Below are 23,086 nucleotides of genomic sequence, written 5' to 3'. Positions count from 1 at the left end.
ATGTGATCAACCTCCGTATTCAGCACTTGCGGGATTGTTTATTGCTGCGCATTTGTTATGAATGAAGTGTAATTTAGTTTCGAATGAAACACGCAAGTTAACGAATCGGAGCATGTCATGAATAATACTTTCACTTCATTGCAACAACCTGATGATTTCCAACAAAACGTACGCCTGATGAAACGGGTGCTGAGAGAGCAGATCGGTGATGTCGAAGGTTTGTTTGAACAAGTCAGAAGCAAAATCGTCAGCGAAATTGCCGCCGCTCGCGCGGAAGAGGCGCAAAACGGCAGCGCGTGGCCGCAGGTCAGCCAGCAGGATATTGCGGCGGGACGTATCAGCGATGAGGTGAAGGATCACATCCGTCGACGCGGTTGTGTGGTGGTGAAGCAGACTTTCCCGCGCGATCAGGCGCTGGCCTGGGATCAGTCGATGCTCAAGTATCTCGATGACAATGATTTCGACACCGTCTATAAAGGGCCGGGCGATAACTTCTTCGGCAACCTTGATGCGTCACGTCCGGAAATCTATCCGATCTACTGGAGCAATGCGCAGATGTCAGCGCGCCAAAGCGAGGCTATGGCCCAGACGCAATCATTCCTTAATCGCTTGTGGACGTTCGAGTCGCGCGGCACGCGCTGGTTTGAACCTGACGTCAGCATCATTTATCCCGATCGTATTCGTCGCCGCTTGCCGGGCACTACGTCCAAAGGTCTCGGTGCGCACACCGATTCAGGCGCATTGGAGCGTTGGTTATTGCCGGCGTATCAGCAGGTGTTTAGCAAAATTTTCACCAACCAGTTTGATCAATACGATCCCTGGGATGCGGCGCATCGCACTGAAGTGAATGAGTATCAATCGGGCACCACCACCAAGTGTTCGGTATTCCGTACCTTCCAGGGTTGGACCGCGCTGTCGGATATGCAGATTGGTCAGGGCTTGCTGCATGTGGTGCCGGTACCGGAAGCGATGGCCTATTTGTTGCTGCGTCCGTTGTTGAAAGATGTACCGGAAGATGAGTTGTGCGGCGTCGCGCCGGGCAAAGTGCTGCCGGTTTCAGCGCAGTGGCATCCGGAACTGATTGAAGGCTTGTGTTCGATTCCCGCGCTGCAGGCTGGCGATTCGGTTTGGTGGCACTGCGATGTGATCCACTCGGTAGCGCCGGTAGAAGATCAGCAAGGCTGGGGCAATGTGATGTACATTCCCGCCGCGCCGCTATGCGAGAAAAATGCCGCATACGCGACGCAAGTGGCGCAGGCCCTGGCCAGCGGCGCATCGCCGGGCGATTTCCCGCAGGAGGATTACGAAACGCAGTGGCGCGATCGCTTCACTCTCGATGCGCTCAATGCCCATGGCCGCCGCAGTCTGGGATTGGGCTAAATTTCTGGTAAGCTTGGCAAAAATTTCACAGCAGCGGGTGTTATGAACGCACGTCATCAGCAGATTATCCAATTGGTTAGCGAGCGCGGCAGCGTCAGCGTAAATGAGCTGGCGCAAACCACCGGCGTTTCAGAAGTGACCGTGCGTCAGGATCTCAATCTTCTGGAGAAAGGCGGCTTTCTGCGCCGCGTGCACGGTTCCGCCGTGGCACCAGAAAGTGATGATGTTGGCGCGCGTATGCAAACCCGCTTCGCGGTGAAAAAGCGTCTGGCCGAATACGCGGCGTCGCTGGTGAACAGCGGTGAAACGGTGTTTATCGAAGGCGGCAGCACTAACGCCTTGCTGGCGCGTGAACTGAGTGAACGCAACGATATCACCATCATTACCGTGAGCCATTACATCGCCGGATTGCTGCGCGAAAAGGGCGGCGATGTGATCATCCTCGGCGGCCTGTTCCAGAAGAGCAGTGAATCGGTGGTGGGGCCGCTGACGCGTCTGTGTATTCAGCACCTCAATTTCCACAAGGCGTTTATCGGCATTGATGGCTGGGATGCGGTCACCGGCTTTACCGGCCGCGATATGCTGCGCTGTGACGTGGTGAACGCCATCATGGAAAAACCCACGCACACCATCGCGTTGACGGATTCCTCAAAGTTTGGCCAGATTCATCCGTTCGCGCTGGCACCGCTTCAGCCGTTTAAGCAACTGATCACCGATGCCGAACTGGAGGCGAGCTATCAAAAGACGCTGCGCGAGAAGGGCGTCGAAGTGAGTTTGGTCTGATTCACGCGATCAGCTATTCAAGTGAAAAAGGATTGATGAATTGCCTGTGCCACAAACTTTCCCGATCCACCTGGCTCAATTCAGCTTCATCACAAACATGATGCCAATAGGTTTCAATCGACGTTTTTAACAGCATGAAATGCGCATGCGCGTCAGCGCGACTCAAAGCAAAGTGATGAGCTGCATCCAGGCAGCTGCTCATGCGACTCAAATTATTGTTGCCACTAATCAACATCGCCTGCGAGGCTTCGTTGCCAGCACGACCTTGCGGGCAGATATCATAAGCAGGCGTAAGACTGAAGCGTTTACCATCCCAAAAGGCGGCATGATTGCGGGCATGGTCATCGGTATTGCCGCAGAGAATATTGAAGCAAAGCCGTTTATACAGCTCCAGCAAAGTCTCTTTGGGCGAGGCAAAACGTTGACGAATAATTTCAGCGAGCGTTTCGTAGCTGGCATAGCGCGCCAGCATATCGTCGAGTTCAAATAGGGTCAGCGCCGAGAGCATCACTTTTCGCGTCCATCCATCGGCTTTATGTTCGCGGTCAAAGCGCTCAATCATGATCACATCGCGTCCTGCTGCTTTGACTAACTTCACTGGAGCGACATGCAATCCTGCCAACTGCGCCAACCGCATCGCCAGGAATTCGCCTTTCACCACATTCCAGATATCCGCACTAGCAGAAAACTTAGCGATGTATTTTTTTCCCTCGGCCTCGATCAGGGCTTTTGGCCGTGCGCCACCGATCGACGTCCCATGGAAAAGCGCCTGATCAAGTTCGGGTGTTAGCGGCACGCCTTTTTCAACCCGATCAGCCGACTCCAGTAATTCAGGAAGGGTGACATTCGCAGCCGAGCGCGGAATATTTTCCGTTGCCGAGTGCTGGAAATCCAAGGCACCAATGCGATCTGAACCGGACTCAATGAGATACGTCAGCTCATCGAGTATTCCGGTATCGACGTTGGCACCTTTTCGTCCCATTCGACGGTTGATGATGACACGGCGTCCCCAGGCATCAGGCGCACTATCACGAATACAGCCCGCAATGTTTAACCCATTCAGCGGCGGAATAACGCCAGTCTGCAGAGGAAGTTCGTTGGGATTGAGCGGAATGCGGTTTTCTCGCTGCAGATAACTACGACCATAGTTGAAAAGCAGCGTATCGCCTTCAGCCTCAAGCCTGCCCGCCACCACTGGCGATGTTTCACCTGGCAGCCATATCCATACGTAAGCGTCTCTAAAACGCGCTTCAGAAGTCATCCTTCACCTTCCTGCTGCTCTTTTTTTTACTGGTGTGTTTAGGCAACAGCTTGAGCTTTTCCTCAACACGATTACGATGGCTGACTAATGATGGCAAACTCACCTCTGCATCAAATAGGGGAATGCCCAATATGGCCGCAATCTCGAAATAACTGCCAATCTGACATTTAACATCACCTTGCTCAATGCGATGTAAAGTCCCACGCGAAATGCCGGCTCTTTCTGCTAACTCGGATACTGAAATTTGCTTCTCGATACGTTCAGCACGAATCAAGGAAGCTAATAGGGCAATCGCTTCCTGAGCATAGCGTGAGGTAGGTGAAGTGAAAGTTGTCATAATTTGTTCCACACAGGGTACCAATAAGCGTTATATGTACTATATATGGAACATCTTAGCCTGATGTGAATGGTTTTTTCAACGGCGCGGATTACAAGAAATGTTCACTGTATAGCACCAATGATGCTTATTGGTACTATACAGTGAACATCTCGTCATTGTGCATTAGTCCACCAACGCCTGCGCCGTCACCTCATCCGTAATCAAACCGGTCACCAGACCGCTGGCCAGCACTGCGCGAATCGCGGCGACTTTACTGGCGCCGCCCGCCAGGGCGACAATCTCTGCGCGATGCGAGAGGTCGAGATCCACCGACAACGTGCGTGCCGTCAGGTTAGTGTGAATCATCTGTCCGTTGGCATCGAAGAAGTGGCCCAGCAGTTCGCCGACCGCGCCGGATGAGGAGATATCATTGATCTCCGCTTCATCAATCATGCCGGCTTCAACCAACTGAGCGGCGGGTTCCACGGTGCCAATTCCCACCAGTTTGACTTCACTCTGCGCCGCCATGGCAAACACTTCGCTCACGCCGCGCTGCGCCAGTAACACTTCACGATCTTCCTGGGTATTCGCAAAGAAAGGCACGGGCATCATGTAGGCCTGCGCACCGGTTTTCTCGGCGATGCGATGCATGACGTCGTGGGGATTGAGCGCGTAGTTGCGGGTTAAACAGCCGAGCAGCGAGACAAAGCGCATATGTGGCGCATCAATACGCGGCAACTGGTGGATGGCGGCGGAAAGGGTGCGTCCATGTCCCAGCCCCAGCGTGGTGGAAGGCGACGCGGTGAGCAGGTTACGCAGGTAATCCGCGCCCGCCATGCCCAGCGCGCGCACCGGCAAGCCTTCTTCGCCGAGATCGGGTGCGACATGACAGAAGTTAAGCGCGAATTTAGCGCGCAGCCGATCTTCTAACGCGACGCAGGCGACGATATCGCCATCAATCGACACCTTCACCGCGCCTTCCGTCACCATGCGCGCAATCATGCGGTGCGTTTTCACCGACGGTAGCCCGAGTCGTTTCGCTACTTCCGCCTGCGTTAAGCCGCCGACATAGTGCAGCCAGGCGGCGCGCAGCGCCAAAGATTCGTCGCGTTCAGTCGAGGTTGGTGCCGGTTTCATGGGTTGTCCTTTGGTTTAAATGGTGCGCTTAAGCCCTCATCCCAACCTTCTCCCACAAGTGGGAGAAGGGGCCGATCGAGCAGCGTGCGCGGACAGTTCCCTCGCCCGCTTGCGGGAGAGGGTTAGGGTGAGGGGAAAACCGCGCACCTCACTCCGCCAAATGCAGATCCTGCACGCCGGTATCAATATGCCCGGCCCAGAAGGCGACGCTCTCGGCGATCTCCGCCACCACCTTGCTGTCGGTTGGCTCGCGCTCTTTGAAGCTCAGCTCAAGGCAGATCTCATTATCCTGCGCACCGCCGCGCGCCAGCGCCTCCAGCAGCGGCTGCGGCTGAATGCGGCCGCCGGCATTGTACTGCAATGTAAAAGGTCTGTGTCCGCCTTTATCCAGCATGCTCTGTTTAATATGAATAATCGGCGAGTAGCGCGGCACCGCTTCGGCCCACGCATAAGGATCGTAATCACGCGGATCGGCGGAAGTGACATCACCGTGATCAATATCCGCCATCATCCACATCGGCAGCGCCATCGAGGCGGCGCTCAAACGCTGCTGCAGCGCTAAACAGGCCGGAATGGTTTCACCAAACTCGCGGCCGACGCTCATCGGTTCCCAAAACAGGTATTTCAATCCGGCGGCTTTGGCGTGTTCGGCAACGTCGGCCCAGCAATCCATGGCGATATCGATCAGCGCGTCGCGGCGCGCAACATCGTTGAAATCCTGCTGGGTAAAGATGGCGAACTGTGAACCTACCGCATCGCCGCCCAGTTCGGCGGTGATATCGGCGAAGGTTTTAAACCAGTCGACGTAATAGCGGCGCACTTCGACATCAGGATGACCAAAATGGTTGAGGCGACCATACGGCCCGGTCATGCCGGAGGTCACGCGCACGCCGGTGGCGCGCAGCGCTTGCTGCATGCGGCGCGTCATGCGCGTGATGGTCGCAGCGGGCCAGCCGGGATTGATGAATTCATGGGTGAGCTGCAAATCACGGATACGGATCTGCTGCGCCACGGTGGTAATCAAATCCTGCGGGTCGGCAAAGCGGTTCACCAGCGGATTGGTATTCAGTGACAGCGTTAACGGCATGATTACCTCTTATCCGGCGTGCGCACGCAGCGGCGCGGGAGCAGCAAAGGTGGCGTTGAACCACTGGATGAAAGCCTGTTGCTGCGCATCATCGAGGTGCAACTTATGCTTGGTGCGACGCCACAATACATCCTCGGCCTGCTGCGCCCACTCGTTTTCCACCAGATAACGCACCTCGGCTTCGTACAGCTGCCCACCAAAGTGACGGCCAAGATCGCCCAGCGCATTGGCATGACCGATCAGCTTATCGATACGCGTGCCATACAGCCGCGCATAGTGTTTACGCAGCGGCTGCGGCAGCCACGGCCAGCGCGCTTTTACCTGCTCTAAGAAACTGTCGAAATCGGCGTGTAGCATATCGCCGCCCGGTAAGGTGGCGCCTCGCGTCCAGTCCGCGCCCATATTGGGGAAGAACGGTGCCAGTTTCTGAATGGCGTGTTCAGCCAGCTTGCGGAAGGTGGTGATCTTGCCGCCAAACACATGCAGCAGCGGGGCGTTTTGCTGGTCGTCGAGGTCAAACACGTAATCACGCGTCACCGCCGATGGATTACCTTTGCCGTCATCAAACAGCGGACGCACGCCGGAAAAACGCGTGATCACATCGCTGGCGCGCAGTTTCACCTTGAAGTAGCGATTCACCACGTCGATCAGATATTGCTGCTCGCTGTCGTCGGCGGTGACCGCTTCCGCTTTGCCTTGCCACGGAATATCGGTGGTACCGATCAGTGCTTTATCGCCTTCATACGGATTGATAAAAATCACCCGCTTGTCGGTGTTCTGCACCAGATACGCCTGCTGACCTTCCCAGAACTTCGGCACGATGATGTGCGAGCCTTTGACCAGCCGCACGTTGCGACTGCTTTTGGTGTGCGTCACCTGATTAACGATATCCAGCACCCACGGCCCGGCGGCGTTGACCAACACTTTGGCAAACACGGTGCGCGCGGTGCCGCTGGCATCCTGCAGCGAGATTTCCCACTTGCCGTTATGGCGTGTCGCCGCCACGCAGCGGGTGCGCGGCAGAATGGTGGCGCCACGCTCGGCGGCATCCAGCGCATTCAGCGTCACCAGCCGCGCATCATCCACCCAGCAATCGGAGTACTCGAAACCTTTACTGTAATTGTCCAGTAGCGGCGCACCTTCGGGATCGCGGCGTAAATCCAGCGAACGCGTGCCCGGCAGTTTCTGACGGCCACCAAGGTGGTCATAAAGAAACAGGCCGAGGCGCACCAGCCACGCCGGGCGATCGGTTGGGCTGTGCGGCAAGACAAACCGCATCGGCCAGATGATATGCGGCGCGGCGTTGAGCAGCACTTCGCGCTCGATCAGCGCCTCACGTACCAGCCGAAACTCGTAATACTCCAGATAACGCAACCCGCCGTGCACCAGCTTGCCGGAGCGCGATGAGGTGCCCTGCGCGAGGTCATCTTTCTCACACATCATCACCGACAATCCGCGCCCGGCAGCGTCACGCGCGATACCGGCACCGTTGATACCGCCGCCAATCACAAACAGATCCAGCATGTGTTCACTCATGATTTACTCCTCAAAACTGTTTTAGCGCGTGCCAGGCGGCAGGAAGATCGTTACGCATCTGCTGATAGGTGGGGAACAGCTGGTTGTAGCGCTGCATCAGTTCGCTCGCTGGCGCTTCGGGCGCATCCAGCAGCGGCATCACCCAGGTTTTGACGCAGCTCTCCATCGACGGATACACGCCAATCGCCACCGCCGCCATCATCGCGGCTCCGGCCGCTCCGGCTTCGTCGCGCTGGCTAATGCGCACCGGCGCACCAATGCAGGCAGATAAAATCTGGCGTAACGGCTGCGAACGCACCGCGCCGCCGGTTAAACGTATTTCGCCCGGCAAACTGCCCATCGCCTGATAGCAATCGCGCGCGGCAAAGCCGATGCCTTCGATCACCGCCCGCACCAGATCGCCAAAATTGTGGGTGTAACTCAGGCCGGTAAAGCTGGCGCGCGCCTCGGCATTAACAAACGGCCCGCGCTCACCGGCAATCGAGATATACGGGTGATAAAGCAGGCTGCCGGGCTTCGCCGCGTTGAGCCAGCGATCGATATGGCCCACCAAACGGGCATGATCGATTTCGCAACCAAAGCTGTTAAGCAGATCGCTGGCGAGATTCAGCAACCAGTCGAGGTTGAGCGTTGATGCCATATTGGTTTGCACCTGCGTGACATAGCCCGGCCACGGCAGCGGGATCACGTAGCCGGTTTGCGCCGGATTCAGCCACACCTCATCAATGGTGACGCTGCGCAGATGCACGCCGGTCGATCCGACAATCGAGCAGGCGGTATTGGCTTCGCCGGTATGCACGCCCGCGCCGAGCGCGGTCATCGCCATATCGACATAGCCAAGGCAGATCGGCGTGCCAGCCCGTAAACCGGTGGCTTGCGCGGCTTGCGCGGTTAACGGATGCGTGGTTTCAGTGCCTTCAATGATCTCCGGCAGCAGATGGCGACGCTGTTCCAGCCCCAGCGCGGCAATCACCTGATCGTCATAACGCTGGTGGCGGAAGTTGCCAAAGGTGAAGCTGGCCTCGGAAGGATCGGTGGCGCGGATGCCCGTAAGATTGAGGTAGAGCCAATCTTTGCAGTGCAGCGCCACTTCGCTGTTGGCTAACAGCTCGGGATAGAAGTGATCCATGTGCGCCAGCTGCGATCCCTGCTGACAGGTGTTGAGTCCGGTGCCGGTGGCGCGAAAGCGTGCGGCGGCTAACGGATGCTGATTGAGTTTTTCGACCGTCGGCGCCGCGCGCGCATCCAGCCAGATCCACGCATCGCCGACCGGCTGATTGTTGGCACCCACCAGCCAGCTGCCGTCGCCTTGTGCGGTGACGGCCACCGCAACCACCCGCGCGGCCAGGTTGTCGACGCGTTCACCCAGTTTGCGTATCGCTGTCACCGCATCCTGCCAGGTTTGGCTCATTGATTGCTGCGCTGCGCCGCCTTCGCTGCGGTAATAACGGTTACGCACCGATGCGCATGCCAGTTGCGTGCCTTCCAGATCAAACGCCACCGCTTTAACCACCGAGGTGCCGGAATCCAGACCCAGAATGATATCGCCACTGTCCACATACACCTCCGAAAGAAGAAGAGTTCAGTTCATCGTCGCCAGCGCCGAAAGGTGTTAACGGGCTGTGATGAATTTGCTAAATAATGTCTTACACCACTTCTCACTGAGATAACATATCAACCGTATTATTTTGCGATAAAACCAATAAATTTCACTTCAGATAGCGAGGGAGATCACGAATCAGGCGTTAAAACCCTACAAGGAGAAATGAAATATCACGACGAAAAGGCTGACATGGCGGGGTTTACTGCGCTTTGTGACTGGGCCGACATCAATTAAGCGATCCAGATCGCTCTCCTGAAAAAATTGCGCTCCACCTGTTGACAATTTAGTCACATCAGCACAATTCTCATCACACAAGTTATCACATTTATAACATTATCGGCGCGATTATCGCAGCTGATGTCAGTGAGAGGTCACGTTATGTCCGATGTCTCAATCCAGGCCCAGCAAATTTCCCGCAAGCGCGTCCGGCGCTACGCCACCCTCGGCGCGGTGGTGATTGCGCTGATCGCGGCAATGGCGCTCGACACCAAAGTGGTAAAAATTGGCTCCGCCGATGACGCGCAGGAGCAAGGTTTCTCGCCGGAGAGTTACGGCCAGAAAACGTTCCCTACCATTCAGCAGGATGTGGCATCACGCGCGGTAGACGCCAAAACGTTAGCCGATGCGCTGCAAACCAATCAGCAGGACGCGGTACAGAAATATGGCGTTGGCGCACCGCTGCCGGTCTTTGCCGTCAAGTTCTCCGGCGTGGTGCAAGCGGGGCAAATGGGCATCTTCCCGCTGAAAATCGATGGATTGGCGGGTGATATGCAGGTGCGGCTGCAAACCGGTCCGGCGATTACCGGCACCGATCTGCGTGACGCCAACGGCAAGATTCAGTTCGGCGATTTCACGAACCAAATCGAGTATCAAAATGCCGGTTCGGCAATCAATCGCGCGATGAAAAGCGCGGTGCTCGACAAGCTGGATCGCGATGCATTGCCGGGCAAAACCGTGCAGGTGGTTGGCGTGTTCCGCTTACTCAACGCAAAAAACTGGATGGTGACGCCGGTCAGCATGGAGGTGAAATGAAACCGTTCAACCTCAATCCCGCCTTGCTGAAAGGCGAAGTGATCCTGCAAGCGCGCAACGTCAGCAAAGTGTACGGCTCCACGCACGCGCTGAAGGGCGTCAATTTCGAAATTCGTCGTGGCGAAGTGACCACGCTGTTTGGTGAAAACGGCGCGGGTAAATCGACGCTGATGAAAATTTTGTCTGGTGTGATTACGCCAACAACCGGGGAAATCTTGTTACATGGCGAGGAGAAGACCTTTCGATCCGCCACCGAAGCGCGTGACTGCGGCATCTCGATTATCCATCAGGAGCTGAATCTCGCGCCGAATATGAACGTGCGCGACAACATCTTTATGGGTCGCGAAATCATGAAGCCGGGCGGCGTCGATTATGCCGAAGAGGCGCGCGTGACGGCGCACCTGATGGCGGCGCTGGAGGAGGAGATCGATCCGCTGACGCCGGTGGAAAACCTGCGTCTGGGACAGCAGCAGATTGTGGAGATTGCCCGCGCGCTGTCGGTGAATTCGCAGATTCTGATCATGGATGAACCGACCTCGGCACTGAGCGCAGCAGAAGTGGCGGTGCTGTTTCAGGTGATCCGCGATTTAACCAGTCAGGGCGTGGCGATTGTCTATATCTCGCATCATCTGGAGGAGGCGCTGGAGATTACCGATCGGGCGGTGGTACTACGTGATGGTGTGATGACCGCCTATGCCAAACGCGATGAGATCGATCTCGAATGGATCGTGCGCAACATGGTTGGCGATCACTTTGATCTGGGATCGCCGCCGCAGGGTTACGACTTCGGGCTGCCGGCGCTGACGGTGAAAGATCTGACGCTGAAAAGTAAAACCGGCATTCGGCTGGTGGACAACTTATCGCTGGCGGTGCAAGCCGGGGAGATTGTCTGCATTTACGGGCTGATGGGCGCGGGGCGCACCGAGCTGCTGGAGTGCATCGCCGGACGTCTGCATCAAAGCAGCGGCCACATTCTGCTGCAGGACACCGATATTTCCGCTCTGAACATCTCGCAACGCATTCAAATTGGGCTGGCGCTGGTGCCGGAAGATCGGCAGCGCGATGGCCTGGTACAAACAATGTCGGTGGGTGAAAACCTGTCGCTGGCCAGCATCGGTGACTTTGTGCGCGGACTGGTGCTCTCCAGAAGCCGGGAAAAACAGCTGGTCAACGACAGCATTCGTAACGTGACGGTGAAAACCGCCGGCGGCGATGCGGCGATTGGATCGCTCTCTGGCGGCAATCAGCAAAAAGTGGTGATCGGCAAAATGCTCGCCACCCGCCCCAAAGTGATTCTGCTGGATGAGCCGAGCCGCGGCATCGATATCGGCGCTAAAGCGGAAGTGTTTCGCCTGCTGGCGGAGAACGCCAAAAAGGGGCTGGCGGTGGTGTATACCACATCGGAAGTGGGCGAATGCCTGAGTATTGCCCATCGCATTGTGGTGATGAGCAAAGGGCGCATCTCCGCCATCTTCGACGCAAGCGTCAGTAAAGAACGCATTATGGCCGCTTCAGGCGAGTCTCTGGTGGCATGACATGAAAAGTGGAGCAAAAGGTATGACTGACAGAACCCAAACGCTGGACACGCCGCCGGTGGTGAACAAGAAAAAAAGCGACAAGCAGCTGAATGTGGCGCGCCTGCTGCTGGAAGGGCGCGCGTTTATCGCGCTGCTGGTGATTATCGCCACCTTCTCCATGTTGTCGCCCAACTACTTTACCGGCGCTAACTTCCTCACCATGGCGTCGCACGTGGCGATCTTCGGTCTGCCGGCGATCGGCATGCTGCTGGTGATCCTTAACGGCGGTATCGATCTGTCGGTGGGTTCTACGCTCGGTCTGGCGGGCGTGATGGCCGGATTTATGATGCAGGGCATCAATTTGGAAGCGCTCGGCGTGGTGCTGTATTTGCCGGTGTGGGCGGTAGCGATTTTGACGCTGGTGGTCGGTGCGCTGGTGGGTTTGGTCAACGGCGTGCTGATTGCCTGGTTCCGCGTTCCGGCATTTGTCGCCACGCTCGGCACCATGTATGTGGCGCGCGGTATTGCGCTGCTGATTACCAATGGTCTCACCTACAACAAACTCTCAGGCAGCGAAGCGCTGGGGAATACCGGTTTTGACTGGCTCGGCTTCAACCGCATCTTCAACATCCCGGTGGGCGTGCTGGTGTTAGGCGTGGTGGCGCTGGCCTGCGGCTTCCTGCTCAGTCGCTCGGCGTTTGGTCGCTGGCTGTATGCGTCCGGCGGTAACGAACGGGCGGCCGATCTGTCGGGCGTGCCGGTGAAACGCATCAAGATCAGCGTCTACGTATTATCAGGCGTCTGCGCGGCATTGGCGGGTCTGGTGCTCTCTTCACAGCTCACTTCAGCCGGCCCCACGGCGGGCACCACCTACGAACTGACCGCTATTGCCGCGGTGGTGATTGGTGGCGCGGCCTTAACCGGCGGACGCGGTAACGTACGCGGCACGCTGCTTGGCGCGTTCGTGATTGGTTTTCTCTCTGATGGCCTGGTGATAATCGGCGTCTCTGCTTACTGGCAGACGGTGTTCACTGGTGCCGTGATCGTGCTGGCGGTATTGCTCAACACCTTGCAATACGGGCGGCGCGCTCGCTAACTCACGTGCGCGGTTTCGGCCGCGTGCGGATATCCGTAAAACCTGTACCCCAATAATAACGGAGCACCCACTATGTTCACTAAACGTCTCTTTATCGCGGCTGCGGCCATGGCCATCACCACCTTTGCGGCGCCAACCTGGGCAGACAACGGCTTAATGACCATTATCGTTAACGATCCTTCCAATCCTTACTGGCTGACGGAAGGCCAGGTCGCGCAGAAAGCCGCGGAAAAGCTCGGTTACAGCGCCAAAGTCAGCGCCCACAAAGGTGATACCAACACCGAAAGTCAGCTGATTGATACGGCGATCACCAACAAATCCAAAGCGATTATTCTCGATCCGGCCAACGCCGATGGTTCAGTAGGCTCGGTGAAAAAAGCCATCGCCGCCAATATTCCGGTATTTATCATCAACGCCGAACTGAACCAGAGCGGGCTCGCCAAAGCGCAGCTGGTTTCTAACAACGCGCAGGGCGCGGCGGTTGGCGCCATGGAGTGGGTGAAGCAGGTGGGCGATACCGCCAACTATGTTGAGCTGGTTGGCCCGCCATCGGATAACAACGCCGCAACCCGCGCTAACGGTTTTGATACCGTGTTGACGCAGTATCCGACGCTGAAAAAGGTCGGTCAGGAAGTGGCAAACTGGGATCGCACTCAGGGCTTCAACAAAATGCAGTCGCTGTTGCAGGCCAATCCCAACATTAAAGGCGTGATCAGCGGCAACGATGAAATGGCGTTGGGCGCGATTGCTGCGTTGAAAGAAGCGGGCAAGCTGAGTCAGATTAAGGTCGGTGGTTTTGACGGTTCACCGGATGCGGTTGACGCGGTGAAAGCCGGTACGCTGGCCTACACCGTGATGCAGCCGGTGGCGCAGTTCGCGCAGAAAGCGGTAGAACAGGCGGATAGCTTCCTGAAAACCGGCAAAACCGGTGCGGCATCGGAGAAGCAGCTGTTTGACTGCATTCTGATCACCAAAGAGAACGCCGGTAACTTTGCTTCACCGTTTGTGTTGAAGCAGTAAAAGTTGCGCAATAAATTGCGCCGCTACGATATGTGCGTTTTTTTAACAATTACCTATAAAACGCACGTATTTGTAGCGGCGCGATTTATCGCGCTGTGTAACGTTACCCGCGATTTGCCAAAACCCGTTTTAAACGCTGTAATGAGTGCCGAAACCGCTTCTCGCTTCACTTTCCCGGATGAAATATGGCGCACAACCCGCAGGACTCTTCCCTTGGCGTATTTATGGCCGAAACCTTACCCAGCGATAGCCGTCAGGCGCGCCAGCTGGCCCGTCGCCAGTTAATCGCCGAAGCGGTGATGGCTGAAGGGGCGATCCGCATCGAAGATATCACCGATCGCTTCGGCATCAGTTTGATGACCGCCCATCGTGATATCGACGAGATGGTTGAACGCGGCCTGCTGCATAAATCGCGCGGCGTGGTTTCCGCTACGCCAACCAGCCTGGTGGAATCCAGCGATATTTATCGTGCCACGCGCCAGCTGGAAGAGAAGCAGGCGATTGCAGAAGTGGCGGCCACCTATCTCGAACCCGGCCAAGCCATTTTTCTTGATGACTCCACCACCGTGCTGCAAATGGCGCGGCTGCTCTCGGCCCGTGCGCCGCTAACGGTGATCACCAATTCACTCACCTTGATGAACGAACTGCGCAATGGCCGCGATATCACCTTGATGGGGTTAGGCGGACAGTTTTATCACTGGTGCAATGCGTTTATGGGACGCATGACGCGCGAAGAAATTGCCAGCCTGCGCGCCGATGTATTTTTTGTCAGCATGTCGGCGATTATTGATGACGCAGTATTCCACCAATCTGCCGAAACCGTTGAGACCAAACGCGCGATGTTTGATGCCGCGCAGAAACGCATTCTGATGATGGATAACACCAAATTTGAACGTCGGGCGCTGCATCGTTTCGCGCATTTGAGTGAATTTGATGTGGTGATTGTTAATCAGGGCACGCCGGTGCCAATTCTGCGCCGCATGCAGGATTTGGGCGTCAATGTGGTGGTCGCCCCGATGAAAATAAATCATTCGGTTAATTCGTGAAAAGGCGTTCACCCAAAATGGCGACCCTTATATGACATGCCAATCTTTACATTAATTTAAATATATCCCGCCTCGTTGATTTTTTTTACTTTCTTTAATCTGTTCAGCGTCTTATTCGGGGATTTCCTGGTTATGAACGCGGCGTAGTGCTCTATGGTTATTATTCGGCCCTGGTTCAGAATAAAGAGGTATCTGATGCTGATTAAACTTAAACGCACACGAACGCATGATGAGGACAGGAATCTGGCAATGTGGCTCGCCACGGCCGCCGGCGTGCTCAATGCTATCGCCTTGGGGGCATTTGGTTTTTTTCCCTCGCACATGTCAGGTAATACCTCACAATTATCCAGCGAAGTCTCCAACGTTAATTTCCGCGACATCACTTTCCTTGCCACCATTCTGTTTGCTTTCGTCTGCGGCGCGGTCACCGCCAGAATGGTGGTGATTAGCGGATTAGCGAATAACAACCGTATAATTTTCTGCCAGATATTATGGGTGGAAGGTATTGCTTTAATCGCCTTGTCGCTGTTTGAAATTTTCTTTTATTCGCCCAACAACAATCGGGAAATAATCGTGATACTCGGCTTTTTAATGGGCGTACATAATTCCACCTCGACACAATTATCCAATGGTCGCGTACGTTCAACGCATATTACCGGCACGCTCACCGATGCCGGTATTTCACTGGCCTCGGTATTAGCCGCGTTGTTCCGCCGCGATCCATCGAAAAATGTTGCCGGTCAAAAACGCCAGTTGTGGACGCATTTGACTACCATCGCCTCGTTTTTAATCGGCGGGATTGTCGGTCTGATGATGTTCAAACATCTGGGCTTTAAAGCTATGGCGCTGGTTGGCGCCATATTGGTGATTGTGGCGATGGTTGCGATGTTCAGAACCGTGATGCGCGTGAACCGCACGCTGCCGCTAAAACCGACCAGCAAATGACTCCGCGATAGCCAGCAGCGCCGCATGCACTGGCCCGCTGGTAATACTGGGGATGACGGAGGCATCCACCACGTAACCATTGTCTAAACCGTGGATGCGCAGGCGATTATCTACCACCGAATCCTCAGCGGTTTTCCCCATCTGGCAGGTGCCGACCGGATGATGATGCGTAATCACCGCGCGGGCGATGAAATCACTTAGCGCGGCATCATCCTGTATCTCTGCGCCGGGCAGCCACTCTTTTTCCCGCCACGGGCTCAGCGCGGCATCGTTGCCAATCTGGCGTGCGATTTTCAGCGCGTTGAGGAAGGTCTGGCGATCGTACTCAGTTTGCAAATAAGCAGGATCGATCAGCAAATTATCGCGGCTGTGCGCACCGGTTAGGCGAATCTGGCCGCGACTGGTCGGGCGCGTCACGCCGCACAGCAAAGTGTAAGTGCTGCCCGGCTGCGGCGTGGGGAAGCTGTCGGCGACCGACGGTGCGCACACGCAACCCAATACGATGTCGGGCTGGGCAGCGGTTTGGCGGATGTCTGCCGCGTTGAGATACATCAGCGATTCAGAGTGCTGCAAGCGGGTTGGGGCGATGGGTTGGCGCGCCAGCCAGACATTGCCCGCCGCCAGAAGATGGTCATGCAGATTTTTGCCCACCTGCTCCAACGGGATGTGACACGCTATCCCCAACGCTGCCAACTCGCTGGCGCTACCAATCCCTGAGCGCATTAATAATGCCGGCGACGCCAGCGCACCGGCCGCCAGAATCACCGTGCTGGCACGTAACGTCTGTGTTACACCGTCACGATTGCACACCACGCCGCTGATGCGCTGCTGGTCGATGAGTAATTTTTCGACGTCGGTATTCAGCAGAATATGGAGGTTGGGGCGTTCGCGCGCCGGAGTCAGCCAGGCATCGGCGGCGGAAACCCGTTTGCCATCGCGAATGGTGAGCGAGTTGGCGGCAACGCCACACAGCAGGCCGCCGTTATGGTCGCCCAACCAGGGCGCGCCCTGATTCAGTCCCGCCTGCATGTAGCTTTTAACCAGCGGATGGACTTCTTCATCCGGCAGCCACACATCGAGCGGGCCAGCATCACCGTGCACGGCGCTGGCTCCCTGAGAAAAGCGTTCACTTTTGATAAACCACGGCAGCAAACCTTGCCACGACCAATGTTCATCACCGGTGGCTTTTGCCCAGGCCGCGAAATCCTCCTGATGACCGCGCACATGCGCCATGGCATGCAGACAACTTGAGCCGCCCATCACACGACCGCGCGGCCAGGGATGCACACGATTTGCGGTGCCGGATTGCGGCACGGTGGCAAATTGCCAATCGTAATCACGGCCCTGAATCAGCGGCCACATCGCGGGGTTAGCAATGTCAGGATCGGTCGGCCATATGCCCGCTTCCAGCAACGCCACCTGACAATCTGGATTTTCCGAGAAACGTGATGCCAAAACCGAACCCGCCGAACCACCGCCAATAATCAGCACATCGTAATGCATCGCTTTTCTCCCCGGTTAACTCGCTCAGGCGTAATCCTTCTTCGAAGGTGCAAACCCCAAACGACTGATAATTTTTTGCTGAACCACGGCAAGATGCTGCCACATAGCGCGTTCCGCGCCGTCGGAATCACGGTTTGCAATGGCATCCGCAATTTGGTGATGTTCGCGATCGCGCTGATCAATACGATCCTGGGTGGTTTCTTCGTCGCTCTCGGCAAAGCGCAGGCGACTGTCGCTGGCAACCTGATTGAGCAAAGCAAACAGTTCGCTCACCAGGCTATTACGTGAACCGGTGGCAATTGCGCGGTGAAAACGCTGGTCGGCTTCACTCGGCGTAATGTCTGGCGGCGTGCTGGCGGCGGCTTTGATCGCCGCAATCTCTTCAGGGGAAGCGCGCAGGGCAGCGAGGCGTGCCAACGCGGGCTCAAGCATCATGCGCATTTCCATCACTTCCAGCGGATTGGTGGAGCGCACCAAATCACTGCCAATAAAGGTGCTGACCGGATCCGCTGCGGCGCTAACGGCTGGAACCGGCTCGGTACGCGGCTTACCGGTGGTAATGCGTCGGCCCGGACGCGCCGGAGGAATATCACCGCGATCGCGCAGCGTTTGCAGCGCTAAGCGCAGCAAATGGCGCTTCACATTCAGTTTTTCCGCCAGCACGCGTTCAGCCGGCAAGCCGCCTTTGGCTGATTTGAGTTTGATGATTTGCGCGACCAGCTGTTCCAGCTTCTCATGTTGTTTCTCTTTAACCGGAGAGCGTTCAGGGTGCGAGGCGTTATGGGTTGTCATGGGCGTTCCTGTCTGTGTTCTATATCCGATGTGGCCGGAGTAGGGGAAGTCGATGATCTTTGCCATGCAACCAATGGAAATGGTTATTCTAATAATTATCAGCAAAAACAGACCGCTATACTTTTATTATTCCACTGAGCAGATCAGTGAAAATCGCTATTGCCACATCATAACCGAAAAAAAACGGCGCACAAAACCATTTGTGAATTGGTTGATTTTTGTGGTTGAGAAACATAGTGTGAAGGCTAACTCCCCCTTAACCTGAGAGGTCATGATGCGTCCTGCCTATGCCCAACCGTTGTTCACCTTAACCACCGGTCCGGTGGATGTGTATCCCGCTGTGTCCCGCGCGTTAGCGATGCCGATTTGGTACGACTACGATCCGGCGTTTCAGGCCTGCTTTGAGCGCGTCAGTCTGAAAGCCGCGCAAGCCCTGGCCAGTGAGACGCCGCCGTTGATTTTGCAGGGTGAACCGGTGCTGGCGCTGGAAGCGGCCGCCGCCTCGCTGATTGGCGTTGAGGATGTGGTGTTGAATCTGGTATCCGGCGTTTACGGCGCCGGTTTTGCCGATTGGGCGCGACGCTATACCCCGCAGGTTGAGGAACTGCGCGTGGCGTTCAATCAGGTGATCGATCCGCTCGAACTCGATCGCTGGCTGACGCAGCACTCTGATGTCACTGTCGTGGCGGTGTGCCATCACGATACGCCGTCCGGCACGCTGAATCCGCTGGATGAGATTGGTCGCGTGGTAAAACAGCACGGCAAATTGCTGTTGGTGGATGCGGTTTCGTCGTTTGGCGGGACGGCGGTGACGGCCGCCAGTTGTCAGGCCGATGTGTTCGTTACCGGGCCGAATAAATGTCTGGGATGCCCGCCGGGATTAAGCCTGGTGGCGGTGTCTGAGGCGGGTTGGCAAAAAATCAGCAGCAATCCTGCGGCACCGCGTGCCTCGGTATTGAGCCTGCTCGACTGGCGTTATGCCTGGCAAGCCGATCAACCCTTTCCCTATACGCCTTCGATTGCGGAAATTAACGCGCTGGAAGCGGCGCTGGATATCTACCTGCAAGAGGGCGCAGAGCAGGTGTGGGCGCGGCATGCGTTAACCGCGCAGGCGTTTCGCGCCGGGATTCAGGCGATGGGATTGTCGTTGTGGGCCGAAAGTGAAAGCATCGCTTCGCCAACCGCCACGGCGGTGCGTGTGCCATCTGGGGTTAACGAAGAACAGTGGCGGCTGCGCGCGCGGGAAAGTTATGGCGTGATGTTTTCAGCCGGACGCGGGGAAACGCTGGGCAAAGTGCTGCGCGTTGGCCATATGGGGCCCACCGCGCAGCCGATGTTTGCCATCATTGCGCTGACTGCATTGGCGGGCGCGCTGAATCAACTGCGCGAAGAGCAAATCGATATCGCCGCCGGAATCGCGGCGGCGATGCAGGTGATAGGCTAGGGTTTAGCGCGCGCCTCGCACGTAAGGCGCGCCTAATGCTGCGGGCAAACTGGCGCGACGTCCGAACAGCAGCAGCACCAGCATCACGGCGATAAACGGCAACATCTGAATCACATCGGTTGGCACATCAATGCCCAGCACTTGCAGCGCGGTGGTCATGGATAAGCAGCAGCCAAACAGCAGCGCGCCTTCCAGCACCCACAGCGGTTTTCCGCGCGCCAGCATCGCCAGCACAATGCCAATGAAGCCGTTGCCTTGCGTCATAAACGGCACAAAAATCCCCGCGCCAATCTGTGACATAAATGCGCCGCCCAGTCCGGCAAACATCCCGGTGATCAGCACCGCAATGGTACGCGTGCGCAGTACGTTAATGCCCGCCGCATCCAGCGCGGCCGGTTTATCACCCGCTGCTTGCAGGTACAAGCCGGCTAGCGTAGAGCGATAGATCCACGCAAACAGCGGCACCGCCAACACCGCCAGATAGACAATCAGCGGCTGATTGAACAGCACCGGGCCGATTAGCGGAATCTGGTGTAAACCGGGAATGGCCCAGCTTTCAACGTTGCCGAGGCGCGGATAGGTGCGGCTGAACTGGAAGTAGTGCAGCAGGGCGGTGGCACCTTCCGCGCCGAGCGTGATGGCAATGCCTACCACAATTTGATTTAGCCGCCACCACACGCACAACAGCGCCATCAACGCGGCGGTAAGTCCGCCGCCCAGCGCGCCCGCCAGCAGGCCAAAACCCATCGACTGACTTTGCCAGGCGACATAAAAGCCAAGATAGCCGCCGCACAACATCATGCCTTCCAGACCGATATTCAACACGCCTGCTTTCTCGGAGAGCTGCTCGCCCAAGCCCGCCAGCAATAGCGGCACGCCAGCGATCACCGCGCCGAGCAGCAGTGAAGTCAAAAAGCCAACTGTAAACAGTTCCATGCGTTACCCCTTTTTCTGACGTTGACGCTGCTCAACGCATTCGGTTAACCCCAGCACCAGCATTAACACCGCTACCGTTACCAGCGTGAAATGGTTGGGAATATCCATGCGTCGCGCCGCGCTTTCGCTGCCGATGGAGAGCATCGAGAACAGAAATACAAAGGCGATGGTGCCAAAGCCGTTAAAACGCGCCAGAAACACCAGCGGCACCACCACCAAACCGTAGGCGGGATTCCAGTCAGCGCGGACGTTGCCTTGCACGCCCATGATCTCGACCGCGCCGCCCAATCCTGCCAGCGCCGCCGACAGGGCAAACACCGCCAGCGTCAGCAAACTGACCGGAATACCGGCGTGAATCGCTGCCTGCGGGTTGGCGCCGACCACGCGCAGTTGCAGGCCGAAAGCGGTGCGCGTCATCATCCAGTGCACCGCCAAAATCGCCAGCAGGCCAATTAACAAACCGGAGGAGATGTTGCTGCCAAACAGCGCCGGTAAACGATCTTCCCACGACAACGTTCGGGTTTGTGGCACTGTGGTGTTGGGATCAAAAAACACCAGTTTGACCAATACGTTGGCCAGCGAGATACCGAGAAACGACATCATCATGGTAGTGATGATTTCATTGATGTTTTGCCACGCCTTTAACAGTCCCGGCAGCAGCGCCCAAATGCCGCCAACCAGCGCCGCCGCCAGCATCGCCAGCAGCAGCGTGAGCCACACCGGTGCGCCCCAGGCAATCAACGCGGGCGCCAGCGCCGAGGAAGTGACGGCGCCGAGCAGAAATTGTCCGTCACCGCCTAGGTTCCATAGCCCGGCACGAAACGCCACGATCAGGCTGGCGGCGATCAGTAGCAGCGGTCCCATACGCGTCAAGGTGGCATCCAGACCGGACGGCGTGAATAACCCTTTACGCACGATGTAGGCGTAATACTCCAGCGGATTGACGCCCATGATCAGCAGCAGGCTGCCAGTGATTGCCAGCGCAATCAGTAGCGGCACCAGCGAATAGGCCAGCCGTGTCAGCCACACTTTAATCCATGAAGGCAGCGCCACCGCGGGCGATGACAGGCCGGTTTGTTCTGATTGACTGTTCATGACTGCACTCCACTCATCAGTTCACCCACGCGCGCACGGGCGTTGGGATCGTTATCGACCACGCCAACAATCTGGCCTTGAGACATCACCGCGATGCGGTCGGCGAGTTCCAGGATCTCTTCAAGATCGGTGGAAATCAGCATCACGGCGCTGCCCGATTCGGCCGTTTCCTGAATGCGGCGGCGCGTCGAACGAATATTTTGCAGATCGAGGCCGTAAGTGGGTTTGGAGAAAATCACCGCACGCGGCGTTCCGCCTAACTCACGCGCCAGCACCGCTTTCTGGATATTGCCGCCTGAAAGTTTGCCAATCGGCGTTTCCGCCTGCGGTACGCGAATGTCATATTCCCGAATGCGCGTCCGGCTCCAGTCGGCAATCGCGGCGGTTTGCTCAATGCCGTTGCGCCAGAAAGGCGCATCGCCAATCTGTTTCAGCAGCAGATTGATGGCCACCGGAAAGGTGCCGACCGTGCCTTCGCCCAGCCGGTTATCGGTGACATAGCGCAGGCCGCGCCGCCGCCGATCGCCAATGGAATCACTTTCAATTGAGATGCCATCCAGCCAGATGCGCCCGCTGCTGAGCGGGCGTTGACCAGCAATCGCTTCGGCCAGCTGTTTTTGCCCGTTGCCATCAATACCGGCCACGCCGACGATTTCGCCAGGACGAATGCGCAATTCAATGCGGCTCACCGGCACCAGCGCGTCGCTGACTTCCAGCGCATGGATTTCCAGCACCGGCTTCGCCTCGCGCTGGCAGCTACTGATGCGTTCGCTGCGTTCAGCTTCGCGACTTTGCGCTGCATCAAGGTTGAACATCAGTTGCACCACCTGACGCGTCGCTTCCTCTCGGCTTAGCGCGCGTAAACTGTCAGGCGTGATTTCGCCCACTTTACGGCCCAGCCGCAGCACGGAGATGCGGTCGCCCCAATCCAGCGCTTCGTTGAGCTTGTGAGTGATGAACACCACCGCCAACCCTTGCGCCACTAAACGCCGCATCAGTTGGCCCAATTCGCTGGCATTTTGCGGCGTCAGCATGGCGGTAGCTTCGTCCAGAATCAGCACCCGACTGCCGCGCAGCAGCGTGCGCACAATCTCTGCCTGCTGCTGCTCACCCAGTGATAACGATCCCGCTGTTGCATGGGGATTAACCTGCACGCCAATCTCTTTGCTGACGCGAGCAATGTCTTGCGCCAACCCGGCGCGAGGAGGGCGCTTCCACCACCGTTCGCCCAGCACAAAGTTTTCCACCACCGACAACGTGGGCACCATCATGGAGTGCTGGAAAACGGTGCCAATGCCCAGTTCCAGCGCCCGCTGCGGCGAGTTAATGTTCTGCTGCACGCCGCCTAGCGTGATGCTGCCTTCATCAGGCTGTAACAGCCCGGCCAGCATGCTGACCAGCGTGGATTTCCCCGCGCCGTTTTCGCCCAGCAACACGTGAACCTCACCCGGCCACAAGGCAAAATCCACCTGATCGTTGGCGACAATACCGGGAAATCGTTTGGTAACCTGCTTAACCGACAGCACGGGCGCAATATCACTCATCATGGGCTCC

Annotated in this window: 20 protein-coding genes; 9 read left to right on the top strand and 11 right to left on the bottom strand. The window is 56.9% G+C overall.

The genetic code is table 11. From position 1 onward, the window contains the following. Positions 1-117: 117 nt before the first annotated feature. Together HX773_RS03610 and HX773_RS03605 are read left to right on the top strand one after the other, a co-directional pair. On the top strand, positions 118-1,380 hold the full coding sequence (locus HX773_RS03610) for a DUF1479 domain-containing protein (protein ID WP_176970464.1): 1,263 nt from the start codon (positions 118-120) through the stop codon (positions 1,378-1,380). Between the two features lie 42 nt (positions 1,381-1,422). Beyond that, a complete protein-coding gene (locus tag HX773_RS03605) occupies positions 1,423-2,163 on the top strand; it encodes a DNA-binding transcriptional regulator YciT (protein WP_176970463.1) in 741 nt (246 codons plus the stop codon). 13 nt (positions 2,164-2,176) lie between these two features. Here the strand turns inward: HX773_RS03605 and HX773_RS03600 are convergent, their stop codons facing one another. The 6 genes from HX773_RS03600 to HX773_RS03575 all read right to left on the bottom strand — a co-directional run bounded on the left by HX773_RS03600 (position 2,177) and on the right by HX773_RS03575 (position 9,061). Next, entirely contained in the window at positions 2,177-3,424 is a 1,248-nt protein-coding gene (locus tag HX773_RS03600) for a type II toxin-antitoxin system HipA family toxin (protein WP_176970462.1), read from the bottom strand. After that, on the bottom strand, positions 3,414-3,761 hold the full coding sequence (locus HX773_RS03595) for a helix-turn-helix domain-containing protein (protein WP_176970461.1): 348 nt from the start codon (positions 3,759-3,761) through the stop codon (positions 3,414-3,416). The genes HX773_RS03600 and HX773_RS03595 overlap by 11 nt, the downstream gene beginning before the upstream one ends. Positions 3,762-3,926: 165 nt before the next feature. Further along, positions 3,927-4,880: a sugar-binding transcriptional regulator gene (locus tag HX773_RS03590; protein WP_176970460.1), complete on the bottom strand. Its 954-nt coding sequence runs from the start codon at positions 4,878-4,880 to the stop codon at positions 3,927-3,929. 148 nt (positions 4,881-5,028) lie between these two features. Next, positions 5,029-5,967 carry a sugar phosphate isomerase/epimerase gene (locus HX773_RS03585; protein ID WP_176970459.1) on the bottom strand — a complete coding sequence of 313 codons (939 nt, stop codon included), beginning with the start codon at positions 5,965-5,967 and terminating at the stop codon, positions 5,029-5,031. A 9-nt stretch (positions 5,968-5,976) separates the two neighbouring features. Beyond that, positions 5,977-7,503, bottom strand: coding sequence for a glycerol-3-phosphate dehydrogenase (locus HX773_RS03580; protein ID WP_176970458.1), 1,527 nt, complete (start codon positions 7,501-7,503; stop codon positions 5,977-5,979). Positions 7,504-7,513: 10 nt separating this feature from the next. Continuing rightward, positions 7,514-9,061 (bottom strand): FGGY-family carbohydrate kinase, encoded by a 1,548-nt coding sequence (locus HX773_RS03575; protein WP_176970457.1) that lies wholly within the window; start codon positions 9,059-9,061, stop codon positions 7,514-7,516. 423 nt (positions 9,062-9,484) lie between these two features. On the opposite strand from HX773_RS03575, the gene HX773_RS03570 reads away from it, so the two are divergent. The 6 genes from HX773_RS03570 (at position 9,485) to HX773_RS03545 (ending at position 15,762) form a co-directional block, all read left to right on the top strand. Continuing rightward, positions 9,485-10,138: a DUF2291 domain-containing protein gene (locus HX773_RS03570; RefSeq protein WP_176970456.1), complete on the top strand. Its 654-nt coding sequence runs from the start codon at positions 9,485-9,487 to the stop codon at positions 10,136-10,138. Further along, a complete protein-coding gene (locus HX773_RS03565; protein WP_176970455.1) occupies positions 10,135-11,673 on the top strand; it encodes a sugar ABC transporter ATP-binding protein in 1,539 nt (512 codons plus the stop codon). Before HX773_RS03570 ends, HX773_RS03565 begins: the two co-directional genes overlap by 4 nt. A gap of 22 nt (positions 11,674-11,695) precedes the next feature. Continuing rightward, positions 11,696-12,751 (top strand): ABC transporter permease, encoded by a 1,056-nt coding sequence (locus HX773_RS03560; RefSeq protein ID WP_008104141.1) that lies wholly within the window; start codon positions 11,696-11,698, stop codon positions 12,749-12,751. A 72-nt stretch (positions 12,752-12,823) separates the two neighbouring features. Beyond that, positions 12,824-13,771, top strand: coding sequence for a D-ribose ABC transporter substrate-binding protein (locus HX773_RS03555; protein WP_176970454.1), 948 nt, complete (start codon positions 12,824-12,826; stop codon positions 13,769-13,771). Between the two features lie 185 nt (positions 13,772-13,956). Next, positions 13,957-14,817 carry a DeoR/GlpR family DNA-binding transcription regulator gene (locus HX773_RS03550; RefSeq protein ID WP_176970453.1) on the top strand — a complete coding sequence of 287 codons (861 nt, stop codon included), beginning with the start codon at positions 13,957-13,959 and terminating at the stop codon, positions 14,815-14,817. 195 nt (positions 14,818-15,012) lie between these two features. After that, positions 15,013-15,762: a YoaK family protein gene (locus HX773_RS03545; RefSeq protein ID WP_176970503.1), complete on the top strand. Its 750-nt coding sequence runs from the start codon at positions 15,013-15,015 to the stop codon at positions 15,760-15,762. Here the strand turns inward: HX773_RS03545 and HX773_RS03540 are convergent. Together HX773_RS03540 and HX773_RS03535 are read right to left on the bottom strand one after the other, a co-directional pair. After that, on the bottom strand, positions 15,742-17,265 hold the full coding sequence (locus tag HX773_RS03540) for a GMC family oxidoreductase (RefSeq protein ID WP_176970452.1): 1,524 nt from the start codon (positions 17,263-17,265) through the stop codon (positions 15,742-15,744). The two genes, HX773_RS03545 and HX773_RS03540, sit on opposite strands and share 21 nt — an antisense overlap. A gap of 24 nt (positions 17,266-17,289) precedes the next feature. Continuing rightward, positions 17,290-18,057, bottom strand: a complete 768-nt coding sequence (locus HX773_RS03535) for a FadR/GntR family transcriptional regulator (protein ID WP_176970451.1) — start codon at positions 18,055-18,057, stop codon at positions 17,290-17,292. 271 nt (positions 18,058-18,328) lie between these two features. Between HX773_RS03535 and ppaT the strand changes: the two genes are divergently transcribed. After that, positions 18,329-19,501: a pyridoxamine--pyruvate transaminase gene (gene ppaT, locus HX773_RS03530; RefSeq protein WP_176970450.1), complete on the top strand. Its 1,173-nt coding sequence runs from the start codon at positions 18,329-18,331 to the stop codon at positions 19,499-19,501. 3 nt (positions 19,502-19,504) lie between these two features. Here the strand turns inward: ppaT and HX773_RS03525 are convergent, their stop codons facing one another. Genes HX773_RS03525 through HX773_RS03515 form a run of 3 tightly spaced genes read right to left on the bottom strand, consistent with a single transcriptional unit; the run spans position 19,505 to position 23,076 of the window. Then, the gene (locus tag HX773_RS03525; RefSeq protein ID WP_176970449.1) at positions 19,505-20,437 is read right to left on the bottom strand and encodes an ABC transporter permease; all 933 of its coding nucleotides are present in this window, start codon (positions 20,435-20,437) and stop codon (positions 19,505-19,507) included. A gap of 3 nt (positions 20,438-20,440) precedes the next feature. Continuing rightward, positions 20,441-21,532, bottom strand: a complete 1,092-nt coding sequence (locus tag HX773_RS03520) for an ABC transporter permease (protein ID WP_176970448.1) — start codon at positions 21,530-21,532, stop codon at positions 20,441-20,443. Further along, entirely contained in the window at positions 21,529-23,076 is a 1,548-nt protein-coding gene (locus HX773_RS03515) for an ABC transporter ATP-binding protein (RefSeq protein ID WP_255433166.1), read from the bottom strand. The genes HX773_RS03520 and HX773_RS03515 overlap by 4 nt, the downstream gene beginning before the upstream one ends. Between the last annotated feature and the right edge of the window lie 10 nt (positions 23,077-23,086).

Origin of the sequence: Pantoea sp. B9002 (assembly GCF_013385945.1) — a bacterium.
Lineage (GTDB): Bacteria > Pseudomonadota > Gammaproteobacteria > Enterobacterales > Enterobacteriaceae > Pantoea.
Note: the sequence above shows the minus strand (reverse complement) of the source record. Positions and strands in the feature narration are given on the sequence as shown.